Raw genomic sequence first — 23,627 nt, 5'->3', positions numbered from 1 at the left:
CGGTCAGATCAGGAAATCGCTGGCGTCGATGTCGCCGGCTGAATTCCGGATGATGACGAAATCGCGGTGGGCGTCGCGGTCGAAGACCAGTGTGCTGTTGCCCCGCGTCTGGATGATGAGGTCGCTCATGGAATCCACCCGCACGTTCGACCGGTAGTCGAGCAGGTCGGTACCATCCTCCCAGTCGGCGATCACATCGCGGAACGAGGCGGCCGCAAAGGCAAAGCGGTCCGCACCATAGCCGCCCAGAAGAACGTCGGCCCCGGCGCCACCTTCCAGATAGTCGGCACCATCGAGGCCCACCAGGCGGTCCGCATGGCCGCCGCCGCGCAGCACATCGTTGCCCTTCTGGCCGACCAGATAGTCCCGTCCAGTCCCGCCCAGCAGCGTGTCGTTGTCGAAGCCGCCAATTAGCGTGTCGGCGCCAACGTCCCCGAAAAGGCGATCCTCACCCGCACCGCCGAAACAGCTGTCGTTGCCCGTGCCGCCGCGCGCGATATCGGCGCCGTCGCCGCCATCCAGCGTATCGTTGTTGTGTTCGCCGAGAAGCAGGTCGTCGTCGTCGCCGCCGACGAGGCTGTCATTGCCGCCGCCCCCGCGCAGCGTGTCGTTGTGGAGACCGCCGAAGACGACATCGTTGCCGGACTGCCCGGCCAGAAAATCCCGGCCGAGGCCGCCGTCGATCCGGTCGGTCCCGGCACCGCCGAAGACGCGGTCGTTGCCGCCACCGCCCAGGAGCACGTCGTTGCCGTTGCCGCCGTTCACCACGTCGTTGCCGTTCTGGGCAACGACGCGGTCATCGCCCCGCATGGTGAAGATGCGGTTCGCGCCCTGTGTGCCGGTCACGTTATCGTTGCCGTCGCCCGTCACCATCCACTCGAAATTGCGCAGGGTTGCGTCCACCCCGTCGATCCTCGCAGCGCCGGTGGCCATGTTGACGACGGTGTTGCTGGCAACCGCTGCAATGTTGGCGGCATCGAAGCCCGCCCCGGCGTCGACGGTGGCACGGCTGGCATCCATGCCAACGCTGTCGGAAAACTCGTCGGTGAAGTGGAAGACGTCCCGATCCAGAACGTGGTTGGCGCCGCTTCGGCCGAAGAACTCGATCTGTGCCGATTGCAGGACACCGCTGTCGCCGGCGAAGCGGTCGTTGAAGCGCAGCGTCCAGTCTCCCGCCATGTCCTCGCCGCGGAAGGCGTGGGCGCCGAACGTCCAGGTGAGGCCGTTCGATGCATTGCCCGGCGTCCCTTCCCGGTGGAACAGGCGAGCCGCGGTGCCATCCGGCGAAATGAGGTCGATGGTGAGGTCGGTCATGTAGCTGTGAGTGATGTCGAGCGTGACGGCGACATACTCCACCTCGAACGCCCGGTCCGGTGCGGCCACGTCCACCCGTGTGACCGACGTGTCGGGCAGGGTCACCGGGCCGCTGGTGCGGGCGGTGATGGTGTCCTCGTTGGCGCTGGTCATGCGCGGGCCGAGCAGCGACCACGCCTCGGCCATCCGCACGGCATTGTAGGCATTGACGGAGCCGAAGCCGTAGTCCTCCGAGAAGTGCCGGCCGCCGCCATTCCAGTCGTTGGCGCCGTTGGAGAACCATTTGTGGTTCTCGTTGGGTCCGCGCGCATTCCCGACGCCGCTTCCCACCTCGTGGGCGGAAACCGACAGGATCGTCTGCACGTCGCGCCAGCCCAGTTGCGGGTTGGCATCCAGCATCAGCGTGATCACCCCGGCGACCACCGGCGAAGCGCCCGATGTTCCACCGAAATTCGATTCATAGTCGCCGTTGGTGTAGCCGTCGGAACCGGACAGGTCGGTGGTCACCTGGCCGCGCGCCCCGCCGTCCGACGGTGCGGAGACAAGCAGGTTGGCGCCGTAGTTGGAGTAGGACGATGCGGTGCCGCTGTCGTCATAGGCGCCGACAGATATGGTCGCGCGCGACGCTTCGATCTGTTCGCCGTTGGCATTTGTGTTGGCGTTGCCGGACGCTTTCACGTTGATGGTGCCAAGCCCGCCACGCCCGCTCACCAGCGACGCCTCGAACAATGCAGCCTCCCGCGCCACGGAAGCGCCGAGCGCGAACGGGCTGTCATAGCCCCAGCTGTGGTTCGTCACGTCGAAACTGCCGAGCTGGCCGAGCGCTGCGTTGAACCCTCTGGCCGTGGACGCCGCCCCGGCAAAGATGTTCACCCCGGTGAGCGAGGCATCCCATGCGATCCCCACGGTGCCGACGCCATTTTTTTCGGCCGCGATGATGCCGGAAACTGCGGTGCCGTGCGCGCCGTCCACCGGCAGCGGGCCGACTGCAGTGCCCCCGATATCGATATGGCGTGAGGCGTCGTAGTTTCCGTCGAGGTCCCTGTGGGCAATGTCGATCCCGTCGTCATAAACGCCGACGTGAACGCCGCGGCCGTTAAAGTCGTCCCAGATCCGCTCCAGATTGCCTATCCGCGTGAGATACCACTGAGACGCGTAGAGAGGATCGATCGGCGACGTCATCCCGGAACTCCAAACAAGCGCGGCGCGCACACAAACATCCGCTTGGCGAACACGCTTTAGGGCTTCGCTCGCCGACGGGCTACACCATAAACGCTTCGCGCGCGTTTCTACTCAAAATTGTGGCGCTCTAGCTGTTATGCATTCACGCGCCGCTGCGGCTGGCAGTCGGAACCGCGTCGATCGCGATCAGAACAGGGTTTTCAGCGCGTCCGCTTGCGCATCAGACCTTCCTGCGCCGTGGAGGCCACCAGGCGTCCGTCCTGCGCGTAGATCAATCCGCGAGTGAACCCCCGTGCGCCGCCGGATGACGGGCTGTCCTGCGCATAGAGCAGCCATTCGTCGGCACGGAACGGGCGGTGGAACCACATGGCATGGTCGAGGCTGGCCACCTGCATGGTTCGGTTGAACACCGAAAGACCGTGAACGAACAGCGCCGTATCGAACAGCGTCATGTCCGAAAGGTAGGCCAGCACCGCCTGGTGGATCTGCGGATCGTCGGGAAGGCGGTCGGTTGCACGGACCCAGATGTACTGGCGCGGCGGCAGCTTCTCGTTGGTGGTGTAGTGACGCAACTCCAGCGGGCGCATCTCTATCGGCCGCTCGCGCTGGAAATACTTTGCCATCGCGTCCGGCGCATCGCGCAGAAAGGTCTCGCGCAGTTCTGCCTCGTCCGGCAGTTCGTCGGGACCGGGCACATCGGGCATCGCCACCATGTGCTCCAGCCCGTCCTCGGGCAGGTGGTAGGAGACGCTCATGGAAAAAATCGCCTCGCCGTGCTGGATCCCCACCACCAGCCGCGTGGCAAAGGAGCGGCCATCGCGCAGCCGCGTCACTTCGTAGATGATCGGCACCGAAGGGTCGCCCGGCCGCATGAAGTAGCCGTGCAGGGAGTGGGGCTGGCGCTCGGGCGCCACGGTGCGGGTGGCCGCCACAAGCGCCTGGCCGATCACCTGCCCGCCGAACACGCGTTGCCAGCCCACCTGCGGGCTTTCACCGCGAAACAGGTTCACCTCCAGGGGCTCGAGGTCCAGGGTCTTCAGCAGCTCTGCAACGGCGGGGCGCATGGCGGTTCGTCTTTCATTGTGTGGCGGTGCGACGCTGCCACGGTTGCTGTCCGGCGGCAAAGGCGCAATGTCTGTCGCACGCGGGCAATTGGCGCGAGTGGCGGGGAGACAGATGGTGGGACGGGTGATCGTTGCAGGCGGCGGGCTTGTGGGGCGGACAATTGCAGTGGCGCTGGCCTCGCAATCCCACCTGAGCGTGACGCTGCTGGCAGGCCCCCCGCCGGGGCGCGACGAGCGGGCCAGCGCGGTCGCCGCCGCAGGGCGCCGCCTGTTCTCGCGCATCGGCGTGTGGCCCCATGTTGCCGATGTGGCCCAGCCCATCGAGGACATGGTGATCACCGATTCGCGGGCCGACGACCTTATCCGCCCGGAGGCCCTGTCCTTCGAGGGGGAGCGGGGCGCGCCCTTTGCCTACATGGTGCCCAACGCTGCGCTCTACGGCGCGCTGACCGACCGCTGCGCCGCCCTCGGCATCACCGAAATTGCCGCCAGCGCCACATATTACACCGAGGCCGAACGCACGATCACCGTCGAGCTGGACAATGGCGACACGATCACGGGCGACGTTCTGGTTGCAGCGGACGGGCGCGCCTCGCGCCTGCGCGGCATTGCCGGCATCGGCGTCGTCGAAAAGCACTACGGCCAGTGCGGCATTGTCGGCACCGTTGCCCACGAAGACCCGCACTATGGCCGCGCCACGCAGCACTTCCTGCCGAACGGCCCGTTTGCGATGCTGCCGCTCACCGGCAACCGCTCGTCCATCGTGTGGACCGAGCGCCCGCAGTTCGCAAAGACGCTGGTGGAGATGGACCCGTTCATCGCCGGGCTCGAAATCGAACGGGTGTTCGGCCTTTCGCTCGGCCGCCTCACGGTGGAAGCGCCGCTCATGATGCACCCCCTGTCGGCGCATCTTGCACGGGACTTTGCACGCGGCCGGCTGGTGCTGGCGGGCGACGCTGCCCACGGCATCCACCCTCTAGCCGGCCAGGGCCTCAACCTTGGCCTTCGGGATGCCGCGGCGCTGTCGGAAGTTCTGGTCGACGCCGGCCGGCAGGGCGAAGACCTGTCGCTTGCCCTGCCGCGTTACGCCCGCTGGCGCCGCGCGGACGCGGCCCAGATGCTTCTCGTCACCGACCAGCTCAACGCACTGTTCTCGCGCCGGTCGGATCTGATGCGGGCGGTCCGCTCCATCGGCCTCGGCCTCGTCGACCGTCGCGACAAGCTGAAATCCCTGTTCATTCAGGAAGCCGCGGGTATCGAAGGGGAGATCCCCCGTCTGATGCGCGGCGACGCGTTGTGAGGGGCCGATCCAACCCTCTCGCCCCGCGACAGGTCCGCAACTGATGAGTTTACGCCCCTGCGAAAACCGGCCAAGGAAGCGCCATGCCATCGATCGTCACATTCATTACAGTCGTCGCCGCGCTCGCGGTCGCAGTCGTTCTCATCATGGGCCTGTGGAACATGGCGCGAAACGGTTCGCCTAACCGCAGCCAGGCCTTGATGCGGATGCGCGTCATCCTCCAGTTCGTCACCATCGTTATCGCGATGACGGCCCTCTACTTCACAACAGGCTAACGGGTTTCTCCATGGTCACGCTGAACAAGATCTACACCCGGACCGGTGACGACGGCACCACCGGCCTCGGCACGGGAGAACGGCGCGACAAGTTCGACCTTCGCGTCTCGACCTATGGCACGGTGGACGAGACCAACGCCGTCATCGGCATCGCCCGCCTAGCAAACCCCGATGCCAAGCTCGACGGCATGCTGGCGCGCATCCAGAACGACCTGTTCGACCTTGGTGCGGACCTTGCGACCCCCGAGGGCAAGGCGCTGTCCTACGAGCCGCTGCGCATCGTCTCCGCCCAGGTGGACCGGCTGGAACGCGAGATCGACGAGCTCAACGCCGCGCTGGCGCCGCTGAAATCGTTCGTGCTGCCGGGCGGCTCCGCGCTGTCGGCGCAGCTGCACCTTGCCCGCACCGTGTCCCGGCGCGCCGAGCGGATGATTGTGGAACTTGCCACCAGAGAGACCGTGGGCGAGGCTGCCGTGCGCTATGCCAACCGCCTGTCGGACTTCCTTTTCGTGGCCGCCAGAGTTGCCAACCGCAACGGCGCCGACGACGTTCTGTGGGTGCCCGGCCAAAGCCGCACCATGTGACGCGCCAACACCGCGTTTGACACCAAAATCCGACGCCGATAGCGTCGCCACGCAACGTTCAGAAAGCCTCTATCCGCATGAAAATCCTCGTCCCCGTCAAACGCGTCGTTGACTATAACGTCAAAATCCGCGTGAAGCCGGACGGCAGCGGCGTCGACCTCGCCAACGTCAAGATGAGCATGAACCCGTTCGACGAAATCGCCGTCGAAGAAGCGCTGCGCCTGCGCGAAGCGGGGACCGCCGCCGAAGTGATCGCCGTTTCCATCGGGCCGAAAAAATCCGCCGAAACGCTCCGCACGGCGCTTGCCATGGGGGCCGACCGCGCCATCCACGTGGAAATGGACGAAGCGCCCGAACCGCTCGACGTTGCAAAGATCCTGAAGGGTGTGGTGGCCGAGGAAGAGCCCGGCCTTGTCATTCTCGGCAAGCAGGCCATCGACGACGACTGCAACCAGACCGGCCAGATGCTCGCCGCACTTCTGGGCTGGGCCCAGGGCACCTTTGCCTCGAAGATTGTCATCGAAGGCGACAGTGCCAGCGTCACCCGCGAGATCGACGGCGGCCTTCAGACGCTCAAGCTGAAACTGCCCGCCATCGTGACCACCGATCTGCGCCTCAACGAGCCGCGCTACGCATCCCTGCCCAACATCATGAAGGCCAAGAAGAAGCCGCTCGCCGAAAAGACTCCCGCCGACTACGGCGTCGAGCCCAGGCGCCGCCTCGAAATTCTCAAGACCGAAGAGCCGGGCGCGCGGCAGGCCGGCGTCAAGGTCGCCTCGGTGGACGAGCTGGTCGACAAGCTGAAGAACGAAGCCTCCGTCATCTGACGCAATGGCCGACCGCTGCGCGGGAGCCGGTTGCACGCCAGACCAGGCAGACACGGCCCCGGCATCCGCACGAACCTGAACACGAGACCCAGAACAATGACCCCGACCAGGAGGCCCCGTTGACGACGCTCCTCATCGCCGACCACGCCAGCGGCGCCCTCAGTGACGCCACGCACAAGGCGCTCTCTGCCGCCAACGCGCTCGGCGCGCCCGTCCACATCCTCGTGGCCGGCGCCGACATCGACGCCGCCGCCAAGGAAGCTGCCACGCTGACCGGCGTTGAGGCCGTCCTCACCGCGAGCGGCGATGCCGTCGCCCACGGCCTTGCCGAACCCGTCGCGGACCTCGTCGTCTCGCTCGCGGGCGACTACGACGCCATCGTTCTGGCCTCCACCACCTCCGGCAAGAACGTCGCCCCCCGCGTCGCAGCCCTGCTCGACGTGATGCAGGTTTCCGACGTGATGGCCGTGGAAGGCGCCGACACCTTCAAGCGCCCCATCTATGCCGGCAACGCCATCCAGACCGTGCGCGCCACGGACGCCAAGAAGGTGATTACCGTGCGCACCGCGTCCTTTCCGGCCGCGGGCACCGACGGTTCGGCCGAGATCCGCGCCATTGATGCAGCGCCCGACCCCGGCCTCTCCAGCTTTGTCGGCGAGGAGGTTGCGACCAGCGACCGGCCGGAGCTTGCCAGCGCCACGCGGATCGTTTCCGGCGGCCGCGCCCTCGGCTCCGAAAAGAAGTTCAGCGAAGTGATCGAGCCGCTGGCCGACGCGCTGGGCGCGGCCATCGGCGCCTCCCGCGCTGCCGTCGACGCAGGCTATGCCCCCAACGACTGGCAGGTCGGCCAGACCGGCAAGGTGGTCGCGCCCGACCTTTATGTGGCGTGCGGCATTTCCGGGGCGATCCAGCATCTGGCCGGGATGAAGGACTCCAAGGTGATCGTCGCCATCAACAAGGATGAGGAAGCGCCGATCTTCCAGGTGGCCGACTACGGCCTCGTGGGCGATCTGTTCACCATCATCCCGGACCTGACGGAAGCGTTGAAGAAAGCCACGTCGTGAGAGATATCCGCCGCGATCTCGACCCGCGGCGGACAAACCGCCTTGACGCGCCGGGAAAGGCTGCTTTCATCGACGACAAGTATGGCAAGCGGGTGGCTGCGGACAAGATGAACGAGATCAAGAGCGTTGGCGTGATCGGCGCCGGGCAGATGGGCAACGGGATTGCCCATGTCGCCGCGCTCGGCGGCTACCGCGTCGCGCTGCACGACATTTCGCGCGACCGGATCCAGTCCGGTCTTGCCACCATCACCGGCAACATGTCCCGCCAGGTCGCCTCCGGCCGGATCGAGGATGCCGAACGCAAGGCCGCGGTGGAGCGGATCAACGCCGCCGACAACCTCGACGACCTGTCCGAGATGGACCTCGTGATCGAGGCCGCCACCGAAAACGAACAGGTCAAGAAGAAGATCTACGCGCAGGTCTGCCCGCTTCTGAAGCCGGAAGCCCTGCTTGCCACCAACACCTCTTCGCTGTCGATCACCCGCCTTGCCGCCGCCACCGACAGGCCGGAGCGTTTTATCGGCATCCACTTCATGAACCCCGTCCCCGTGATGGATTTTGTGGAGCTTGTGCGCGGCATCGCCACCGTGGACGAGACGTTCAATCTGGCGAAAGCGTTCATCGACCGGCTCGGCAAGGTGACCGCCGTTGCCGAAGACTTCCCCGCCTTCATCGTCAACCGCATCCTGCTGCCGATGATCAACGAGGCGATCTACGTCCTTTACGAGGGTGTGGGCACCGTGGAGGCCATCGACGTCGCCATGCGCCTTGGCGCCAACCACAAGATGGGCCCGCTGCAGCTGGCCGACTTCATCGGCCTCGACACGTGCCTCTCCATCATGCAGGTCCTGCACGACGGTCTGGCGGACTCCAAGTACCGCCCCTGCCCGCTTCTGGTAAAATATGTCGAAGCGGGCTGGCTGGGCCGCAAGGCCGGCCGCGGCTTTTACGACTATCGCGGCGAGGTTCCCGTCCCCACCCGCTAGACGGCGCCGGCGAGCTGACCGGCTGCAAACGAGCGGACCGCACCTTGATGATGCGGCCCGCTCTGGCGGATCAGTTCAGCGTCGTCACCGCCGTCCGGCCCGGAAAGGGCAGGTCGGTGACAAGCGTATCCACCGCTTCGCCCGACTTGAACAGCGCCTTCAGGTCGATGGTCAGCGCGTTGGCGCGGTTGTCATAGTCCGCAATGGTCAGCGTGTTGTTGTTCAGATCCTTCATCACGACCCACTGGGTGTAGTCGGCAACCGTCTTGCCGTCTTCCTGGCTGCGCACCACGCCTTCGGGAATATCCACCGTGTTGAGGATGTGGTTGCCGAGCGAAATGGCCTCCGCGGCATCCTTGGGGTCATAGGCGAAGTGGGTGAGGTAAGCAGCCTTCACGAAGCGCGAGGGGGGCGTGTAGTCAGCCGGGACGCCGCGCAGACCGCCACCCTGGCCGAGCGCAGTCACGTTGGTGCCGCCGATCTCCACCGCGCCATCGCCGTCGGGTGACAGGTCGAGATAGTTGCGCAGGTTGTTGAGGTGCCAGTCGTAGGTCGGCGCGTTGGTCAGCACCCGCGAAACATTCTTGCTGATCTGCTGCTCGCCGCCGACGAATTCGACGACAATGCTGTCGCCCGTGCTGTCGGTGAAGACGAAGTGCACGTCCGGCACGACACCCTGGATCTTCTCGCCGCTGTACCAGACCTTCACGTCCGGCAGCGCAGCCTGAAGTTCGGCGACCGAGCCGAACTGACCCAGCGACCAGACCCCGAAGTCCGGCAACCCGACGTAGCCTTTGTCGTCCGCCGCAACGTCCTGGTACTGGGTGAAGCCCGGCAGGAAGTTGGCGCTGAAGGTGAGGCCGGCGTCGTTCTGCGCGTCGACCAGGAAGTTGCCCGGAACGAGCGCGGTCTTGATGCCGAAGATCGCGTGGCTGGTTTCCATGGCCACCGGCTTCAGACCGGAGCCCTCGGGCGCGGTCATGTCGTACTTGTTTCCGACGGGGATGGTGACGGCGGTCCACTCCATGGGAAGCGCCCATTCCATGGAACGGGCCGCAACGACGGTCCCGTCCGTGGCGACGATGTTGACCGCCGTGCACCCCAGCGCCGCCGGTGTGAAGCTCATGATCGCGAATGCCGCCAGTAACGCTGATCGCATTGAAACGTCCTTTATCCCGAGTGAGCGCAACGAATGGCGCGCCGGGCATGATGTTTCAAGCGATTGACGGCCGGATTTTCTGTGAACCTTGCGCGGCCACCAGCTCTAGCGACGTTCACCCAGGAAATTGCCCGTGGCACGGTAGCCCGATCCGCGCACGTTGAATGCGCCCAGAACGCCCTGCGCAGAGCCCTTCGGCCCGCGGGCGAAGGCGCCGTCCACCGATCCCGTCAGCCCCTTGCCGGTGAGGTTGCCGCCGAAGCGGTTCCGCACGCCGTTGCGTCCGACGCCGCCGGAAATACGGCCGCCGAAGCTTCTGCCGTCAAACTTGGTGATGGCAAGGTCGCCGGAGCGGCTGCCGAAATCGTAGTTCACTCTCAGCTGACCGGCGGCGACGTAGCGCGCCTTGCCGGCGCCCGGCTGGTTGGCCACCACGGTGCCCACGGCGTGGCCGGCGTAGCTGCCGGTGCCGGTCGTCGGCAGTTCGGCATCGGGCGTGATGTCGCCGGCCACCCACGTTCCCAGATGCGCAACGTCGTTGCGGCCGGGGGGCAGACCCTCCCCCTCGAATTCGGTGGACGTGCCCCACCAGCCCCATTCCATGAACCGGCAGTCGCATGGCGTCACACCGGCATTCTCGAACAGTGCCGGCTGGGGAACCGCATCGGCTGAAATCATGTAGGTGCCCGGCGTCGAACGGCTGTGGGTGATTGTGGCGCCATCGTCGGTGGTGAGCGTTGTCTGCGGGCTGCCGGGCTCGTTGACGGGGCCGGTGGCAACGCCGGCAAACATGTCGTCGTCCACGTAGGTGCTGCGCGCGCGGGAGGAGGCCCCGCCGAAAATGTCGGTGCCGAATGCGAGCCTGAAGCTGCGCACCACGGGGTCCTGATCGTCGATGTCCTCGATCCCGAACACACCGCCCAAGGTGCTGCCCGGCGCGTTGAAGTCGATCCGTACGTCTCCGGCATCAGTGGAGCGGAAGGCGATGGCGTCGCGTCCGTTGGGCTCGATCATGCCGGCCGCAAAGCCTGTGATCGAACGGGTGGAGCGCGACAGGGCGCCAGCGGCAATGGTCTCTTCCAGCGTCGCCACCTGGGTGGTCATGCTGCGGCGCTCGGACGGCAGCAGCGGCTTGCCGGTGCGCTGATTGTCGACGAACAGGCGGGACCTGCCCTCGCTGAGCGGCCGCACGCTGGCACCCGAGGTGTAGACAAAATTGTCTCCGTCTGCGCCGAACACAGTGCCGCCGCTTCGGGCGCCGGTTGGCCGGGAGCCTGTGGCGCCGGACAGGGTGCTGGCGGCAAGGAGCGCCTGCGTCCTGGTGGAGCCGCGCCGCTGGCCCACCACAACCACCCCGCCGTCGGGGTTGGTCGCGACGAAGCCGGTGTCCACATTGATGGCGGAGCGCTGGTTCGGGCCCGTCCCGTCAATCAGCAGGCCGCCATAAAGCGTTCCGGCCACCGTCGGGTCGACGCTGTTCTGGACGATGTGGAAACGGGTTTCGGCGGCATCGGCGAGCGAGGCGCCGAATTCGCGCGCAATCAGCGGATTGAGAAGGTGCAGCTCTGAGCGGATGCCGCGGGCACGCTTCTGGTAGTCGTCTGTCAGGCTGTAGCGGCGCACGGTCAGGGGTGCCCCGTCGCCGGAGAGCATCACTTCGGGCCGTGTGGTCTCCCCGGTCAGGAAATAGGCGACCTGCTTGGCCTTTGCCGGGCCGCCTGCCTGCTGCAGCGTGTAAAGCGCGAAATTGTCTGCCCCGCGGTAGACCGTGCCTTCCACCTGACGCCCAAGCGTTTGCGAGCGGAAGCGGTTGATCCGCGTTTCCCCCGTTGCGGCGGGGAATGGCAGCGTGTCGGCCCCGATTTGCAGCGCCACCACGCGGCCACGGTCGTTTTCGATCAGGGCAGCACCGTAGGGCGCAAGGTCCAGGGCGGTGACGATGCCCACAGCGCCCGGCTCGCGGATGATCTGCCCGTCCGCGGTATCGAAGCGCGGCGGCGTCGCGAATGCGGCAACGCGGCGATCCACGGCGGCCGGCTCGGGCGGCAGCGGCGGCTCGGGCGGTCGCGGCTTGGGCGGTTGCGGCCTGGGCGGACGGTTCGTCACCACGTCGTCCGTCACGGCATCGCTGTCTGCAGGCTGCATCACCGTCACGTCAATAAGGTTGGTGGTGGTGGCGATACCGGGCGAGGTCGCGTTCGGCGCGTAGCGTGATGTCGCGACGACGGGGCGCGGCCGCGGCAGGACCGTGAAGGGCGCGCGCGCGGAGTTGAGGGCGGATACGCCGCTTTGCGTGACGTTCGCATCGGTGGGGATATTACGGCTGCCGCCGCTGCGGTCGGGCTTGCCGGCAAGCCGCTGCTGCAGGCTGGACAGGTCAAGCCGCGCGGTGGGCACAATGTCGGCCCGCGCCCGCGCCCCGGTACCGAAAATCGCGAAGGAATAGCCCGGCGTGTCCACCCGGCGCGTGCCGCCGCCGGGCAGAGCCAGCACCAGCGCGTCGCCGAACACCAGCGAGGCGGTGGCGGTGGGGCAGCTGCCATCGGGCAGGCAACCTGGCGAAAGGTCGACATTGGTGATGCCGCCGCGCACGCCAAGGGTGCCGCCCGGCGTGCGGAACCGCACCTGATTGTCCCGCTTGGACAGCTTGCCGCCCACAAAGCGCAACGCGCCGCTGGTCACCTCGGCCACCAGCGAGCCGGACCCGGTGGACGGGTTGTAGACGAACTCGTCAATCACCACCCGTGCCCCCGGCCCGACCGTGAAGTTGGACCCGTCCACGAACAGCACCTGAACCAGCCCGTCATCCCCGGTGACGATCCGGTCCTTGAACAACACTTCGTCGCCGATCACGACCGTGCGAACCCCGCCGCTGCGGTCGAAGTCGGACTGCGGGTTGACGGCGGCGGTCACACCCACCCTCGCCTGCGCCAGCGCCGCCTCGCCCGTCAGGAGCGAGAGGGCAACGGCCGTGGCCGCCTGAAGGATGCGCTTGGCCATGGCTCAGAACCGCCTTGAAAGACCGAAGGTGAAGACCGCATTGTCGTAGTCGCGCGTGTCGTAGTTGGACCACTGGCGCGTGTACTGTGCCGTGAAGAAGGCAGAAAAGCCGCGTTGCAGCGGGGCCGAAATGCCGGCTTCGATCCAGGCTGCCTCGTCCTTTTCCGACGCTGCGGCATTGATGAGCACGTCCGGATCATCGAACCGCCGCAGGAGGCCGCCAACCGCCAGCGAGGCGTTCCACGGCGCATCCGCCGCCAGCGGGCCAAACTCGGGCATGTAGAAGAAATAGGTGCCGCGCAGCGATGCGCCCAGCTCGCCATAGCTCTTGAAGCCGGCGCGGGCGTCCACCCGGCGGCCCGTGACCACGGTCTGCATCAGCACCTGCGGTGACAGGCTCACCGTCAGATTGTTGAGGGAGCTGTATTCCTGCCCGGTCTGCAGCCGCACCGTGGGGTAGGCCGGCGAGTCGTTGTAGTTCGCCGCACGAAACTCGTTGCGCGTTTCGAACAACACGCCCTCGGCAAACGCTGTGCGCAGCACGGCGCCCGCGCCATAGGTGGTCGTGTAGAGCGCCTGGTCGAGCCCGGTGGCCCCCGCAATGCCGTAGACCCCGAGGCGCGTCTGGGCAAAGCCGAAGCGCCCGAAACCGAAGCTCGGCCCGAGCTGCGCCTCCACCAGACCGAGGTTGAGCCGCTCCACATCGAAGAACACGCTGCCATAGGTCACGAGATTGGCCTCGATCAGATCGTACTGATTCTTGAGGTCGTAGGTCATGTGGATGTCGGCAAGGCCGAAGAGGTTGCCGTCAGCCTGGGCACGGGCGTTCTGGTCGAGCCGGACAGGAACGCCGTTGATGGCAATCACATCCTCGCCGGGGGCGGCCGTGGCGTTGCTCTGATAGCGGATCCCGGCATAGGCCGTGCCGGACACCAGGAAGCGCCTGTCCTGCCGGTCCACCTGCGCCAGGAATGTGGCGACCCGCTCGCGCACCTCGGGCGGCGCGGTGCTTACCTCGGCGGCCTCCAGATAGCTTCGCGCCATCTCGGTCGCGCCAATCCGGTAATACAGGACGCCGAGTTCGAGCTGGATGCGCGGCAGGTTGGGCGCGTAGATCAGCATCCGCTCCAGGGTGCCGATGGCAGCCTCAAAGTCGCCCAGCTGGGCCGACAGCGTGGCGTACTCGAATGCAATGTCGAGATTGGACGGGTCGGTCAGCATGGCGGCGAACAGCGCGTCCCGCCGGGACTCGACCGCTTGTGATGCGCTGGCGCTGGCAGCCTCGCCCGTGCCCTGCGCGTTTGCCGACACCGCAAAGCCGCAACCAGCCACCGCAAGGCAAGCCAGCACCACACCTTGACGCAGGGCGGTTGTGTTCATGGACGGACGCCACTTCACCGGAGTTCACTCAAACAGCTGTCGTTATGCATTAAGGAACGGAGGTTGCTTCGCTGCAACCTTGATGCGTACCGGCAGTGTGCTTTCGGCTCGCCTGTTGCCCTGCGAACACATGGCCCGCCGCAATCCTCGCGCTCTGGACACGCCGCCCGGCGAAAGCCACCATTGGCGAAAGTGCCGCCGCGCCGGCGCGGACCGCACCGGAGGCATTCATGCTCGATCGGAGCGCAACGCAGCGCAAATCACCTCGCGGGCGCTGGCGGCGCAGGCTCGCCCGTGCCCTGCCGCTGGCGTTGATTGCGCTCGGCTTGCTGTTTGCCGGGCTTACGGTGCGCGTCAACGACGGCACCGCGGTCGGCGCCCTGCGCAATCTGGTGTTCGATGAATACCAGCGGCTGGACCCCCGCCCCTACGATCCCGCCTCCCCCGTGCGCATCGTCACCATCGACGAAGCCTCCCTCGCCGAGCTTGGGCAATGGCCGTGGCCGCGCGCCGTGTTGGCCGACATCATCAACACGCTGACCGGCATGGGGGCTGCCGCCATCGGCCTCGACATGATCCTTGCAGAACCGGACCGCATGTCGCCCGAAAGCATTGCCGAACTGATGCCAGAGGGAGACAGGCGCAACGCACTTCTGACTGCGCTGGATGGCGCGCCCGACAACGATACGCTGCTGGCCGCCGCGCTTGGCGCATCCCCTTCCGTGCTGGGCGTTTCACTGGACAAGGCCCCGCGCGAGACAAACGGCGCGCCGCCTCTGGTGGCCAAGACCGGATTTGCCTTTGCCGGGGACGACCCGCGCGCCTTCATCCCCGCCTTTTCGAGCGCCACCTTGCCGCTGCCCGCGCTGGAGCGCGCCAGCGCCGGCCTTGCCGCACTCAACTGGTTGCCGGACCGGGACCGGATCGTCCGCCAGATCCAGGTTCTGTTCCAGGGCGGCGACGGCACCTTGATCCCGGGCCTTGCGGGCGAAACCCTGCGCATTGCGCAAGGCGCCAGCACCATGGTGGTGCGCGCGTCCAATGCGTCGGGCCAGAGTGCGTTCGGCGAGAAAACCGGCATCAATGCCGTGCGCATCGGCGGACTGGACGTGCCGACGACTGCGGACGGCGCGGTCCGGCTGCATTTTTCCAGAAATGACGAGGCCCGGCAGATCCCGGCGTGGACCGTGGTGCGCGGCACGGTGGACCCGGACGAGATTGCCGGACGGATCATCCTGATCGGCGCCACTGCCCCCGGCCTTCTGGACATTCAGGCGACGCCGCTGGAAGAGGCCGTGCCGGGGGTCGAGCTGCACGCCCAGCTCATCGACCATATGGTGTTCGGCACCAGCCTTGAGCGGCCGGACTGGTCGCTCGGGCTCGAAATTGTGGTGTTCATCGCCCTCACCATCCTTTTTGCGGTGGCAGCGTCGGCCCTTTCGCCGATGCTGAGCTTCGGCGTCGGCATTGTCCTTCTCACCGCCGTCGTCGGGGCAAGCTACGCGCTGTTTCGCACCGAGCGGCTCCTGGTCGACCCGTCCTTTCCGGTGCTGGGCGGGGCGCTGGTGCTGCTCGCCACAACGAGCTGGGTTGCCATCCGCGAAGGCTCGGAAAAGCGGTGGGTGCGGTCCGCCTTCGGCCGCTACGTGGCTTCGGACCTGGTGGAAGACATTGCCACCAACCACGAGCGGCTGACCCTTGGCGGCGAGACCAAGTCGATGACGCTCCTGTTCACCGATATTCGCGGCTTCACCACCATCTCGGAAGGAATGGACGCGCAGGGCCTCACCACCTTCATCAACGCCTTCCTGACGCCCCTCACCAACGTGATCCTCTCCCACCGCGGCACGGTGGACAAATATATGGGCGACGCCATCATGGCGTTCTGGAATGCGCCGCTCGACGATCCGGCCCATGCCCCCCACTCCGCCGAAGCCGCGCTCGACATGATGCAGGCGCTGGACCGCTTCAACGCCGAACACGCGGGCATCTACAAGCCGGTTGCCATCGGCATCGGCATCAACACCGGCGAGTGCTGTGTCGGCAATCTCGGCTCCAGCCAGCGGTTTGACTATTCGGTCATCGGCGATGCGGTGAACATCGCCTCCCGCCTCGAAGGGCAGACCAAGACCTACGGCGTGCCCATCCTCGTCGGCCCCGAAACGGCCGTGGCGCTGATGGAGGCCGGCTACTACTGCCTGTCGTTCGACAACATCAAGGTAAAGGGCAAGGAGATCGCCATCGAGATCTTCGCGCTGCTGGGCGGCCCCAACCACCCGGTGCCAACCCGTGTTGCCGGGGCCGAAGGCCACATGAACGAGATGACCCGCGCCTACCGCAGCGGCGACCTTCCGGCCATGGCAGCCGCCATTGCCGCGCTGGAGGCGGCAAACGTGCCGGAACTCCGGCTCGTCGTCGCCCTTTACGCCGAGCGGCTCGCCGCGCTGACCATGCTCACCCCCGCCCCCGAGCCGGTGGCGGCTGGCAGCTGACCTAATATTCGCGCGGGCTCGGCGCCGCCGTATCGTCCGCGCCATCACCGTCGGGGCCTTCGTTCTCCAGCGCCGCACCGACAGCCCCGTCCCCGTTGGCGGCCTCGGCGTCGGCAGCATTATTGGCGTCATCGTCAATGCCCAGTGCCGCGGTTTCTGCCTGACCGTCCGCCTCCGGTACGGGCGCAGTCTCCCCCGCGTCATACGACGCCTCGGCAGTTGGTTCAGTTTCGACCGGCACGGCCAAAGGCAGCTCTTCGGCTGGCTCGGGCGCTGCCGGCACGGACCCCGGCGGGCCAAGCACAATCACCTCGGCCCGTTCGGCGACCTGATCGCCAGCCGCGGCATGCACTTCCAGCACCACGCCCTCGGCGACCGCCTTGACGGTATGCTCCATCTTCATCGCTTCGATGGCGAACAGCTTGTCGCCCGGCGCCACGGTCATGCCGGGTGAAACGTGGACCGCCACAATCCGCCCGTGCATCGGCGCCAGCGCGCCACCGGCCGCATCCGGCGCAATCTCCCGCGACAGCTGCTCCACCAGCGAAACGCGCACGGCACGCCCGGCCTCCACGGCAAAGGCATCGCCGTCGGCATAAATCACGCGCGGCCCGCCCACCGTGCCGACAATGCCGTCGATGCTGACGGTCTGGCCCTCGGGTCCGCTGTCCAGCCGCGCAAAACGGGGCTCGCCATCCACCAGCAGCGAAACGTCGCTCGCCGCATGGCCGGTGAGACGGTAGCCGTCGCGCGCAAGCCACGGGTTCTGAAAGCCGCTCTCCACCGGCGCCGGCACCTCGGCCGCCGCCACAAGCGACGCCGCCGCATCGGCAACCGCCTCCGCGCTGACGGTGCCGCCTGTCAGGTCATCGAGCGCATGGCCCACAAAGCCGGTGTCGTGGTTGGCGGCCAAAATGTCCGGATGGGTGACGAGCTTTGCCAGAAACGGCAGGTTGGTGCGCGGGCCGATGGCCACGGTCCGGTCAAGCGCATCGCGCATTGCCGCAAATGCGGCGTCGCGGCTGTCGGCGTGAACGATCATTTTGGCAATCATCGGGTCGTAGAACGGGCTCACGCGGTCGCCGGTCTCGGCGCCGGTGTCCACGCGCACGCCCTCCGGAAAGGACAGCGCGGCAAGACGGCCGGTGGACGGCAGGAAGCCGTTGTCCGGGTCCTCGGCGTAAAGGCGCACCTCCAGCGCATGGCCTTTCGGCGGACGCGGCTCGCCCGATGGCAGCGGCTCGCCGGCCGCAACGCGAAGCTGCCACTCCACCAGGTCGAAGCCCGTCACCATCTCGGTGACAGGATGCTCCACCTGAAGGCGGGTGTTCATCTCCATGAAGAAGAATCCGTCCTCGGTGAGCTCCCCGCCCCCTTCGACGATGAACTCCACCGTGCCGGCCCCGACATAGCCCACCGCCTCGGCCGCCATCACCGCAGCGCGGCCCATGGAGGCGCGCAGCTCCGGCGTCATCCCCGGCGCGGGGCTCTCCTCCATTATTTTCTGATGGCGCCGCTGGACCGAGCAGTCCCGCTCATGCAGCGAGACGGTGCGACCGCGCGTGTCGGCAAACACCTGAATCTCGATGTGGCGGGGCTGCTTGATGAAGCGCTCCACCAGCACGCGGTCGTCGCCGAACGCATTCTTTGCCTCGCGCCGTGCCTCGGCCAGCGCATCGTCGAAGTCGATCGCCTTGTCGACGCGGCGCATCCCCTTGCCGCCGCCCCCGGCAATGGCCTTGATGAGCACCGGATATCCGATCTCGTAGGCCTTGCGCTTGAGGAACTCGGCCGACTGCATCTCGCCGTGATAGCCGCGCACCACGGGCACGCCGGCGCGTTCCATCAGCGTTTTCGCGTCCGCCTTGGAGCCCATGGCGGAGATGGCGGCAGCCGGCGGTCCCACAAAAGCAATCCGCGCCGCAGCGCATGCCTCCGCAAAAGCCGCATTTTCGGACAGAAAGCCGTATCCGGGGTGGATTGCGTCCGCACCGGCCTCGCGCGCCGCCAGCAGGATCCGGTTCTTGTCGAGATAGGAGCGGGCAGCGTCGGCCGGGCCGATCAGCACCGCCCGGTCGGCAACGCGCGTGTGCATCGCGCCCCGGTCGGCTTCCGAATAGACAGCGACGGTCTCGATCCCGAGCCGCTTCGCCGTCTTCATGATGCGCACCGCAATTTCACCGCGGTTTGCAATCAGCAGCGTCTTGAACACACCGTACCCCTCGCCATCCGCGCCACTCAGCGGAACGCCCACCATGGCTTTTTCAGTCCGCGCGCGTCCACCACATCGCGTACCACACGGTCAATGGCCGCGCGCTCCCCGTTTGGCCGCGAACCGCGCCGCCACTCGTTGCTGGTCTTCGGGCCGGCCGGTGCGCCAGCATAGATTTCAGCCCAGTCCGCCCCCCAGGCGGCGCGGGCAAAGCGGTTCTGGCTGTCGCGCACCCCGGTCTCGATGGTCTCCGTCAGCGCCGCATCCAGCCCCTGGAAGCGCCCGTCGAATTTTTCCCGTGCCGCACTTTCCAGAAGGACCCGGCGCGCCGGACGCACGGCCGCATCGCCTCCCCTGGCCAGCCCGAAGGCGGCAAGCCGGCGGGCCGCTTCTGCCGTTCGCGGGTCCACCGCCTCGTTGCGGCGCGGCCCCTCCGGCACGAAGCTGAGCGCCATGGCCTCCAGCGTGCGCACCACCACCGAGCGCTGGTCCCGGCGATCGGCCAGCGGCACGGCGTGGAAGGCCACACCGGGCGCCTCCATCCACGGCGCGAACTGGCGATGCCAGTCCACATCGCCGCGCCGCACTGCCTTGCGGGCGTAGCTGGCGAACCCGTCGCGATAGCGGAACTGTATTGCGCCAAACGCATAACGGGAATTCAGCCACCCCGGCGCATCGCGAATCACCGCAAATGCCGCCACCGGCACGCCGCCCCACCCGCCATCGGCCAGCACCTCAAGCACCGGCGCAACGCCGATCCGGTAGAAGGTTTCGCCGGCCAGAAGCAGCGTGTGCGCATCACTCGCGGCAGCCGATTTCAGCCTCGCAACGGCCCGTTCGCGCGGCTCCGCATGGCCTTCCAGACCCAGCCGAAGGTCCCGCTGATCCTTGGCGCCGCCGCCGCCGATGGCCGGAAACGCCACGCCGTTTGCCGCCAGTGCGGCACGGTGGTCCACGAGCGCCCCCTGGAGGGATGTGCTCGCCGCTTTCTCAAGGCCGATGTGGAGGATGACGCGCCGCTGCAAACTCTATTCCTTCGATAAGCCGGAGCTGGGGAGAAGCGTTGCGCGTTCTCCCCAGTGAAGTGGAGCTGAATGCCTCATTTCGAGCCTGCGAGCTTCCACCCCGTTTGAACAAACAGTAGGGTGTGCTAGCGCGAACCCTGCCGACAATGACATGGGCGGAAGAGGCATGGCGAGATCCCAATCAGGCGGCGGCGACGTCCGCAAGTATCGCACCCTCTTCATCTCCGACATTCACCTCGGCAGCAAAGGCTGTCAGGCGGAACTCCTCCTGGATTTCCTGCGCTATCACGAGGCCGAAACGATCTACCTCGTGGGCGACATCATCGACGGATGGCGCCTGAAAAAGAACTGGTACTGGCCGCAGTCCCACAATGACGTGGTGCAGAAAATCCTGCGCCAGGGCCGCAAGGGCGCCCGAATCGTCTACCTCCCCGGCAATCACGACGAATTCCTGCGCGAATATCTCGGCACGCATTTCGGCGGCGTCGAGGTGACCGATTCGATCATCCACGAAACCGCTGCGGGCAAGAAGCTCCTCGTCATCCACGGCGACCAGTTCGACGTTGTGGTCCGCCATGCCCGCTGGCTCGCCTTCCTGGGCGACTGGGCCTACGTGACCACGCTTGCCGCCAACACCTGGGTCAACCGCTTCCGCCGCCGCCTCGGCCTCACCTACTGGTCGCTGTCGGCATGGGCGAAACTGAAGGTGAAGAACGCGGTGTCCTTCATCGGCCAGTTCGAGACCGCGCTTGCCAGCGAAGCCAAGCGCCGCGGCGCAGACGGCGTGGTCTGCGGGCACATCCACCACCCGGTGATCCGGGACATGCTGGGCGTGGAGTACATCAATACCGGCGACTGGGTGGAGAGCTGCTCCGCGGTGGCCGAGAACGAAAAGGGCGAACTCATTCTCATCAAGTGGACGAAAATGCGCCGCAGCGAAGACGTGATGGAGCTATCACCGTCCAGCGTCCGCGCCGCATGACGCGTGCAGAACACCTGATCCGATGACGACCCTCGCCCTCGTGACCGACGCCTGGCACCCCCAGGTCAACGGTGTCGTCCGCACGCTGGATAAAACCCGCGAAGAACTCACCAGGCTCGGCATCAACGTGGCGATGATCACGCCGGAGCCGTACAAGACAATTCCGCTGCCCACATACCGCGAAATCCGCCTCACCATCGCGCGGCCGAGCACCATCCACCGCGCCATCAGCGATGCCGCGCCGGACTATGTGCACATTGCCACCGAAGGGCCACTAGGCATGATGGCGCGCACATGGTGCCGCCGCAACAAGATCAACTACACCACCAGCTACCACACCCGCTTTCCCGAATATGTCCGGGCGCGCGTTCCGGTGCCGCTGCCGTGGACGTATGCCATGGTCCGCCGGTTCCACAACGGCGGTGTCGGCTGCATGATTTCCAACAACACGCTCGGCAAGGAACTGTCGGACTGGGGCTTCAAGCGGCTGGTGCGCTGGGTGCGCGGCGTCGACACCGAGCTTTTCAATCCGGACGTGCCGCCCGCGTACACCGATCTGCCGCGGCCCATCTTCCTTTATGTCGGCCGCGTCTCGGTCGAAAAGAACATGGAAGCCTTTCTGGACCTCGACCTGCCGGGCACCAAGGTTGTGGTGGGCGATGGCCCTGCCCTTGGCACCTTGAAGGCCAAGTACAAGGACGCGGTGTTCATGGGCGCGAAGACCGGCGAGGCGCTCACCGCACAATATACCGCGGCAGACGTGTTCGTGTTCCCCTCCCTCACCGACACGTGGGGCCTTGTCCAGATGGAAGCGCTGGCGTGCGGCGTGCCGGTCGCCGCGTTCCCGATCATGGGGCCGATCGACGTGATCGGCGATTCGGGAAGCGGTGTCCTGTCGTGGGATCTCAAGGAAGCCTGCCTCGCCGCGCTCGATATCCCGCGTGACAAATGCCGCTCCTATGCGGAACAATTCTCCTGGGAAGCCAGCGTCCAGCAATTCTGGGCGAACCTACAAGATGCAAACAGCCGGTATTCGACGGCGACCTGAGGAAACACCATGGACCGCGCAGACGCTGCCGCCGCACTCGTGAAACACCGGGAAACGCTGCGAGATTTTCATCTGCGACAGGCCTTTGCCGACGACCCCGGCCGTGCGGCCCGCTTCACATTGACCGACGGCGACCTGCTGCTCGACTATTCCAAGAACATCGTCACCGAAGAGACGATGGAGCTTCTCATCGCCCGTGCTGCCGCAGCCGACGTGGAAGGCTGGCGCGCCAGAATGTACGGCGGCGAACCCATCAACCTCACCGAGGGCCGCGCGGTCCTGCACGCGGCCCTGCGCAGCCCCGGCCCGTTCTTCGTGGATGGCGCGGACGTCAGCGACGATGTGGCTCTGGTGCGTGACCGCTTTCTGGCCTTTGCGGACGGCGTGCGCTCCGGCGCCATCGCCGCTGCCGACGGCGGGCGGTTCACCGACGTCGTCAACATCGGTATCGGCGGCTCCGATCTCGGCCCGCGCATGGCCGTGCGGGCGCTGACCCCCTACCGCGGCGACGGCCCGAACGTGCATTTCGTTGCCAATGTCGACGGGGCAGACATTTCCGATACGCTGGCGGGACTGGACCCCGCGCGCACCCTCGTGCTGGTTGCCTCCAAAACCTTCACCACGCAGGAGACAATGACCAACGCCGCCACGGCGCGGGCGTGGATTGTCGATGGCCCGGGCGAAGATGCCGTCGCGGACCATTTTGCCGCCATTTCCACCGCAGCCGACAAGGTGTCCGCGTTCGGAATTGGCGAAGACCGGATGTTCGGCTTCTGGGACTGGGTCGGCGGGCGCTACTCGGTCTGGTCCGCCATCGGCCTTGCGGTTGCCATCGCCATCGGCTCGGACAATTTCCGCGCCTTCCTTGCCGGCGGTGCTGCCGCAGACACGCACTTTCGCGAGAAGCCTCTGGGCGAGAACATTCCCGTCGTGATGGCGCTTCTGGGCGACTGGTACCGCACCTTCTTCAACTTTGGCGCCCATGCCGTTCTGCCATACGACCAGCGCCTCATCGAATTTGCCGCCCACCTCCAGCAGGTGGACATGGAGAGCAACGGCAAGCGCGTCACCCGCGAGGGGGCACCGGTGGACGGGCCGACCGGACCGGTGATCTTCGGCGAACCCGGCACCAACGGCCAGCACGCCTTCTACCAGCTTCTCCATCAGGGCACCGAGCCCATTCCGTGCGATATTCTGGTGGCTGCCGTCCCGCACGAGAAAGTCAGCGATCACCATGCCAAGCTGGTGGCCAACGCCCTTGCGCAGACGCAGGCGCTGATGCGCGGGCGCACGCTGGAGGAGGCGCGCGCACAGCTCATCGACAAGGGTGAGAGCGATGCGGAGGCCGACCGGCTGGCGCCCCACCGCGTCTTCCCCGGCAACCGCCCGTCCAACACCATCGCCTATCGGACGCTCGACCCGTTCACGCTGGGCAAGCTCCTCGCCTTTTATGAGCTGAAGGTGTTCGTCGAAGGCATCATCTGGGACATCAACTCGTTCGACCAGTGGGGCGTGGAGCTGGGCAAGGAGCTGGCCGGCGTGCTGCTGCCTGCGGTGAAGGGCGAGGGCGAAGCGGCGCTCGATGCCTCCACGGCCAGCATTCTGACCCACCTCAAGAGTTTCTGACCGGCGCTCATTTCGCCGCACCGCGCCAACTTGCGCGAACGAGTGGTACGGCACACGCTAGCGCAGAGGCGCTGCGCGCGCTAAGTCAGTGGCAATCGATAAAACGA

The 23,627-nt window shown here is 66.5% G+C and carries 17 protein-coding genes; 10 read left to right on the top strand and 7 right to left on the bottom strand.

Going from position 1 to position 23,627, the window contains the following annotated elements:
* Positions 1-3: 3 nt before the first annotated feature.
* Together RDV64_RS13830 and tesB are read right to left on the bottom strand one after the other, a co-directional pair.
* Positions 4-2,496 (bottom strand): S8 family serine peptidase, encoded by a 2,493-nt coding sequence (locus RDV64_RS13830; RefSeq protein WP_309195504.1) that lies wholly within the window; start codon positions 2,494-2,496, stop codon positions 4-6.
* Between the two features lie 200 nt (positions 2,497-2,696).
* Complete coding sequence (tesB, locus tag RDV64_RS13825; RefSeq protein ID WP_309195503.1) at positions 2,697-3,560, bottom strand: acyl-CoA thioesterase II; 864 nt, start codon at positions 3,558-3,560, stop codon at positions 2,697-2,699.
* A gap of 112 nt (positions 3,561-3,672) precedes the next feature.
* On the opposite strand from tesB, the gene RDV64_RS13820 reads away from it, so the two are divergent.
* The 6 genes from RDV64_RS13820 to RDV64_RS13795 all read left to right on the top strand — a co-directional run bounded on the left by RDV64_RS13820 (position 3,673) and on the right by RDV64_RS13795 (position 8,596).
* A complete protein-coding gene (locus RDV64_RS13820) occupies positions 3,673-4,860 on the top strand; it encodes an FAD-dependent monooxygenase (RefSeq protein ID WP_375143749.1) in 1,188 nt (395 codons plus the stop codon).
* A gap of 83 nt (positions 4,861-4,943) precedes the next feature.
* Positions 4,944-5,135, top strand: a complete 192-nt coding sequence (locus RDV64_RS13815) for a twin transmembrane helix small protein (RefSeq protein WP_309195501.1) — start codon at positions 4,944-4,946, stop codon at positions 5,133-5,135.
* A gap of 11 nt (positions 5,136-5,146) precedes the next feature.
* A complete protein-coding gene (locus RDV64_RS13810; RefSeq protein ID WP_309195500.1) occupies positions 5,147-5,719 on the top strand; it encodes a cob(I)yrinic acid a,c-diamide adenosyltransferase in 573 nt (190 codons plus the stop codon).
* A 77-nt stretch (positions 5,720-5,796) separates the two neighbouring features.
* Positions 5,797-6,546 carry an electron transfer flavoprotein subunit beta/FixA family protein gene (locus tag RDV64_RS13805; RefSeq protein ID WP_309195499.1) on the top strand — a complete coding sequence of 250 codons (750 nt, stop codon included), beginning with the start codon at positions 5,797-5,799 and terminating at the stop codon, positions 6,544-6,546.
* A gap of 119 nt (positions 6,547-6,665) precedes the next feature.
* The gene (locus RDV64_RS13800; protein WP_309195498.1) at positions 6,666-7,610 is read left to right on the top strand and encodes an electron transfer flavoprotein subunit alpha/FixB family protein; all 945 of its coding nucleotides are present in this window, start codon (positions 6,666-6,668) and stop codon (positions 7,608-7,610) included.
* A 107-nt stretch (positions 7,611-7,717) separates the two neighbouring features.
* The gene (locus RDV64_RS13795; protein WP_309199509.1) at positions 7,718-8,596 is read left to right on the top strand and encodes a 3-hydroxybutyryl-CoA dehydrogenase; all 879 of its coding nucleotides are present in this window, start codon (positions 7,718-7,720) and stop codon (positions 8,594-8,596) included.
* 70 nt (positions 8,597-8,666) lie between these two features.
* Here RDV64_RS13795 and RDV64_RS13790 read toward each other — a convergent pair whose 3' ends face one another.
* The 3 genes from RDV64_RS13790 to RDV64_RS13780 all read right to left on the bottom strand — a co-directional run bounded on the left by RDV64_RS13790 (position 8,667) and on the right by RDV64_RS13780 (position 14,135).
* Positions 8,667-9,755, bottom strand: a complete 1,089-nt coding sequence (locus RDV64_RS13790; RefSeq protein WP_309195497.1) for a choloylglycine hydrolase family protein — start codon at positions 9,753-9,755, stop codon at positions 8,667-8,669.
* A gap of 105 nt (positions 9,756-9,860) precedes the next feature.
* On the bottom strand, positions 9,861-12,755 hold the full coding sequence (locus tag RDV64_RS13785) for a hypothetical protein (protein WP_309195496.1): 2,895 nt from the start codon (positions 12,753-12,755) through the stop codon (positions 9,861-9,863).
* Between the two features lie 3 nt (positions 12,756-12,758).
* A complete protein-coding gene (locus tag RDV64_RS13780) occupies positions 12,759-14,135 on the bottom strand; it encodes a tetratricopeptide repeat protein (protein ID WP_309195495.1) in 1,377 nt (458 codons plus the stop codon).
* 230 nt (positions 14,136-14,365) lie between these two features.
* On the opposite strand from RDV64_RS13780, the gene RDV64_RS13775 reads away from it, so the two are divergent.
* Entirely contained in the window at positions 14,366-16,627 is a 2,262-nt protein-coding gene (locus RDV64_RS13775; protein ID WP_309195494.1) for an adenylate/guanylate cyclase domain-containing protein, read from the top strand.
* 1 nt (position 16,628) lies between these two features.
* On the opposite strand, the gene RDV64_RS13770 is transcribed toward RDV64_RS13775, so the two are convergent.
* Both RDV64_RS13770 and RDV64_RS13765 read right to left on the bottom strand, forming a co-directional pair.
* On the bottom strand, positions 16,629-18,884 hold the full coding sequence (locus RDV64_RS13770) for a biotin carboxylase N-terminal domain-containing protein (RefSeq protein ID WP_309195493.1): 2,256 nt from the start codon (positions 18,882-18,884) through the stop codon (positions 16,629-16,631).
* Positions 18,866-19,864, bottom strand: a complete 999-nt coding sequence (locus RDV64_RS13765) for a hypothetical protein (RefSeq protein WP_309195492.1) — start codon at positions 19,862-19,864, stop codon at positions 18,866-18,868. The genes RDV64_RS13770 and RDV64_RS13765 overlap by 19 nt, the downstream gene beginning before the upstream one ends.
* Positions 19,865-20,030: 166 nt before the next feature.
* Here RDV64_RS13765 and RDV64_RS13760 point away from each other — a divergent pair, with 166 nt between their 5' ends.
* Genes RDV64_RS13760 through pgi form a run of 3 tightly spaced genes read left to right on the top strand, consistent with a single transcriptional unit; the run spans position 20,031 to position 23,520 of the window.
* Positions 20,031-20,846: a UDP-2,3-diacylglucosamine diphosphatase gene (locus RDV64_RS13760; RefSeq protein WP_309195491.1), complete on the top strand. Its 816-nt coding sequence runs from the start codon at positions 20,031-20,033 to the stop codon at positions 20,844-20,846.
* A gap of 22 nt (positions 20,847-20,868) precedes the next feature.
* Positions 20,869-21,894: a glycosyltransferase family 1 protein gene (locus RDV64_RS13755; protein WP_309195490.1), complete on the top strand. Its 1,026-nt coding sequence runs from the start codon at positions 20,869-20,871 to the stop codon at positions 21,892-21,894.
* A 9-nt stretch (positions 21,895-21,903) separates the two neighbouring features.
* Positions 21,904-23,520 (top strand): glucose-6-phosphate isomerase, encoded by a 1,617-nt coding sequence (gene pgi, locus RDV64_RS13750; RefSeq protein WP_309195489.1) that lies wholly within the window; start codon positions 21,904-21,906, stop codon positions 23,518-23,520.
* The last annotated feature ends 107 nt before the right edge of the window (positions 23,521-23,627 follow it).

Source organism: Acuticoccus sp. MNP-M23, assembly GCF_031195445.1.
GTDB lineage: Bacteria > Pseudomonadota > Alphaproteobacteria > Rhizobiales > Amorphaceae > Acuticoccus.
The sequence above is the reverse complement of the archived record's forward strand: the minus strand, read 5'-3'. Positions and strand labels throughout refer to the sequence as shown.

Excerpts from the sequence above, each read along its gene's own strand:
- RDV64_RS13795 (WP_309199509.1), top strand. The coding sequence starts at position 7,718 with ATGAACGAGATCAAGAGCGTTGGCGTGATCGGCGCCGGGCAGATGGGC.
- tesB (WP_309195503.1), bottom strand. The coding sequence starts at position 3,560 with ATGCGCCCCGCCGTTGCAGAGCTGCTGAAGACCCTGGACCTCGAGCCC.
- RDV64_RS13805 (WP_309195499.1), top strand. The coding sequence starts at position 5,797 with ATGAAAATCCTCGTCCCCGTCAAACGCGTCGTTGACTATAACGTCAAA.
- pgi (WP_309195489.1), top strand. The coding sequence starts at position 21,904 with ATGGACCGCGCAGACGCTGCCGCCGCACTCGTGAAACACCGGGAAACG.
- RDV64_RS13830 (WP_309195504.1), bottom strand. The coding sequence starts at position 2,496 with ATGACGTCGCCGATCGATCCTCTCTACGCGTCTCAGTGGTATCTCACG.
- RDV64_RS13810 (WP_309195500.1), top strand. The coding sequence starts at position 5,147 with ATGGTCACGCTGAACAAGATCTACACCCGGACCGGTGACGACGGCACC.
- RDV64_RS13815 (WP_309195501.1), top strand. The coding sequence starts at position 4,944 with ATGCCATCGATCGTCACATTCATTACAGTCGTCGCCGCGCTCGCGGTC.
- RDV64_RS13790 (WP_309195497.1), bottom strand. The coding sequence starts at position 9,755 with ATGCGATCAGCGTTACTGGCGGCATTCGCGATCATGAGCTTCACACCG.
- RDV64_RS13755 (WP_309195490.1), top strand. The coding sequence starts at position 20,869 with ATGACGACCCTCGCCCTCGTGACCGACGCCTGGCACCCCCAGGTCAAC.
- RDV64_RS13775 (WP_309195494.1), top strand. The coding sequence starts at position 14,366 with ATGCTCGATCGGAGCGCAACGCAGCGCAAATCACCTCGCGGGCGCTGG.
- RDV64_RS13820 (WP_375143749.1), top strand. The coding sequence starts at position 3,673 with ATGGTGGGACGGGTGATCGTTGCAGGCGGCGGGCTTGTGGGGCGGACA.
- RDV64_RS13780 (WP_309195495.1), bottom strand. The coding sequence starts at position 14,135 with ATGAACACAACCGCCCTGCGTCAAGGTGTGGTGCTGGCTTGCCTTGCG.
- RDV64_RS13770 (WP_309195493.1), bottom strand. The coding sequence starts at position 18,884 with ATGGTGGGCGTTCCGCTGAGTGGCGCGGATGGCGAGGGGTACGGTGTG.
- RDV64_RS13785 (WP_309195496.1), bottom strand. The coding sequence starts at position 12,755 with ATGGCCAAGCGCATCCTTCAGGCGGCCACGGCCGTTGCCCTCTCGCTC.
- RDV64_RS13760 (WP_309195491.1), top strand. The coding sequence starts at position 20,031 with ATGGCGAGATCCCAATCAGGCGGCGGCGACGTCCGCAAGTATCGCACC.